The sequence below is a fragment of the Stenotrophomonas sp. YIM B06876 genome (assembly GCF_030711595.1).
In the GTDB taxonomy this organism is placed as follows: domain Bacteria; phylum Pseudomonadota; class Gammaproteobacteria; order Xanthomonadales; family Xanthomonadaceae; genus Stenotrophomonas.
In genome coordinates this window covers 1-2,413 of sequence record NZ_JAUJUJ010000113.1, presented here as the reverse complement: position 1 = coordinate 2,413, position 2,413 = coordinate 1, and the positions used below count along the sequence as shown (strand labels likewise).

Genomic DNA, 2,413 nt, shown 5'->3' with positions numbered 1-2,413 from the left:
AGTTTCATTCGCACCAGGCGCGTGCCTGGTCTAGCTGTGGGTGGCAACTAAAACACGCTGCCGTGCGCTATTCGATCAGGTGTTTGATCGAATAATCGGCGTATCGCCAAGTTGGAAGAAGCCACACACAAGCAAGTGCGCACAAGATGCCGGTGGATGCAGTGCAGGCGGTGGGGATTGTGCGGCGGGTCTCGCGATGCACCAGGATGAAGGCTGCATGGCCGCGCTGCATGCATGACCGAACGCCCAAGCGGAGCGCAGCTGTTGTGCCATTTCANAGGATGAAGGCTGCATGGCCGCGCTGCATGCATGACCGAACGCCCAAGCGGAGCGCAGCTGTTGTGCCATTTCACTTCAACTGACAGCATGTCTCGGCCATGGCAGGTCTGACGCACGTTTTGTACCGTGACGTCAGCCCTGGCGATCTTCAATGATCAGGTCCGCTCCTTTCTCGGCCACCATCATCACCGCGCCCTGGATGTTGCCGGACACCATCTTCGGCATGACCGAAGCGTCCACGACGCGCAGACCCGACAGGCCACGCAGCCTCAGCCGCGAATCGACCACAGCCCCATCGTCTTCTCCCATGCGGCAGGTACCCAATGGGTGGTAAATCGTCTGACCGCTCTCGCGCGCGAACGCCAGCCAGTCGGCATCGGTGACGGCTTGCGGCCCCGGGCTCATCTCGCGTTCGATGAACTGCGCCATGGCAGGCTGGCCGACGATGCGGCGGGCCAGCTGCATGCTGCGCACGATGCACTGCTGATCCACCTCACTGCTGAGGAAGTTCGGCCGGATGGAAGGACCCTGCAAGGGGTCGGCCGACTTGGCGTGGATGCTTCCGATGGATTCCGGCCGCAGCTGGGTCACGCCGATCGTCATGCCGGGAGCGCGATCGAGAATGCGCTCGGCGGCATTGGCATAGCTGGCGTGGACGAAGAAGTACTGCGCATCCGGCGTCGGCAATTCCGCGCGTGTCTTGACGAAGCCGTGGACCAGGCCCGTGCCCAGGGTAAGGATGCCGGTGCGGCGCGCCATATACTGCGACACAGCCGCAACGAGCCGCCAGCCACGCGCCATCTCGTTGAGCGTGACGGTGTTCTTCACACGCCAGTTCATGCGCGTGGCGAAGTGGTCGATGTAGTTCTCCCCTACCCCCGGCAAGGCGTGCCGCACCGCGATGCCCAGCGTCTGCAGCAGCGTCGGCTGGCCGATGCCCGACAGCTCAAGGAGCTGGGGCGTCTGGATAGCGCCCGCCGCCAGGATCACCTCGGTGTGAGCCCGCACGCTGACCTCCTGGCCATCGCGGCGGTAAGTGATGCCCACGCAGCGCCGGCCGTCCAGATCCACGCGCAGTACGTGCGCATCGGTCACGATCGTCAGATTGGGGCGTTGCCGCGCCGGCTTGAGGTAGGCGTCGTACGCGCTCCAGCGGCGCCCACCGCGCTGGTTCACCTGGTAGTAGCCGAACCCCTCCTGGTCGGGGGCGTTGTAGTCGTCGTTGAGCCGTTGACCGTCCTGAACGGCCGCCTGCATGAAGGCATCCGCGATCGGGAAGCGCTCCTTGACCTGTTCCAGGTGCATCGGGCCTTTCTTACCCCGGGTATCTCCACCCTGCGGATAGCACTCGAGCTTGCGGAAATACGGCTCTACATCCTGCGAGCCCCAGCCCTTGGCACCCGCGTCACGCCAGGCGTCATAGTCCTGCGCCTGGCCGCGCACGTAGATCATGCCGTTGATCAGCGTCGAGCCCCCCAGGCCCTTGCCGCGCGGCACGGAGATAACCCGGCCCTTGGTGTTCTCCTCGGCCTCGGTCTTGAAGAGCCAGTTGTACCTGCGGTTGGTCAGCAGCTTGCTGAACCCCGCGGGGATCGGAATCCACGGGCTGCGCGGCTCCCCGCCCGCTTCAACGAGCAGGACGCGGTGCTTGCCCGAGGCAGTCAGCCGGTTCGCGAGCACGCAGCCGGCCGTGCCTCCGCCCACGATGACGTAGTCATAGGTGTCCATGATGCTTTTCAGAAATTCAGATGGTGTTGATGAGAACCTTGCCGGGGTTCAGCAGGCCCGCCGGATCGAGGGCGCGCTTGATGCGCTGGGCCAGTTGCAGTTCGGCGGCGGAGCGGCAGCGTGCGAGTTCGCTCACGCGGTACTGGCCTATGCCGTGTTCGGCCGAAATGCTGCCCGCGTGCGCAACCACCAGATCGTGTACCCGGGCATTTAAGTCCTTGGCCTCCATGCCCGGCGGGATGATCACGTTGTAGTGGATATTGCCGTCGCCCGCATGGCCGAAGGCATTGACCCGGGCTCCGGGGTAATGCTCGTGCACCATGGCGTCGGCATCCCGCAGGAAATCCGCAATCGCTGAAATTGGCACCGACACGTCGTGCTTGAGCGAGCGCCCCTCTTTGCCTTC

At 64.2% G+C, this 2,413-nt stretch carries 2 protein-coding genes; both read right to left on the bottom strand.

Going from position 1 to position 2,413, the window contains the following annotated elements:
* Positions 1-411 precede the first annotated feature (411 nt).
* On the bottom strand, positions 412-2,007 hold the full coding sequence (locus tag QZH66_RS15105) for a GMC family oxidoreductase N-terminal domain-containing protein (protein ID WP_305806735.1): 1,596 nt from the start codon (positions 2,005-2,007) through the stop codon (positions 412-414).
* A gap of 16 nt (positions 2,008-2,023) precedes the next feature.
* On the bottom strand, positions 2,024-2,413 hold a 390-nt coding region (locus QZH66_RS15100; RefSeq protein WP_305806734.1), incomplete at its 5' end, for an FAD-linked oxidase C-terminal domain-containing protein.

Bases quoted from the DNA above. Each gene is read 5' to 3' on its own strand.
- QZH66_RS15105 (WP_305806735.1), bottom strand. From the start codon at position 2,007: ATGGACACCTATGACTACGTCATCGTGGGCGGAGGCACGGCCGGCTGC.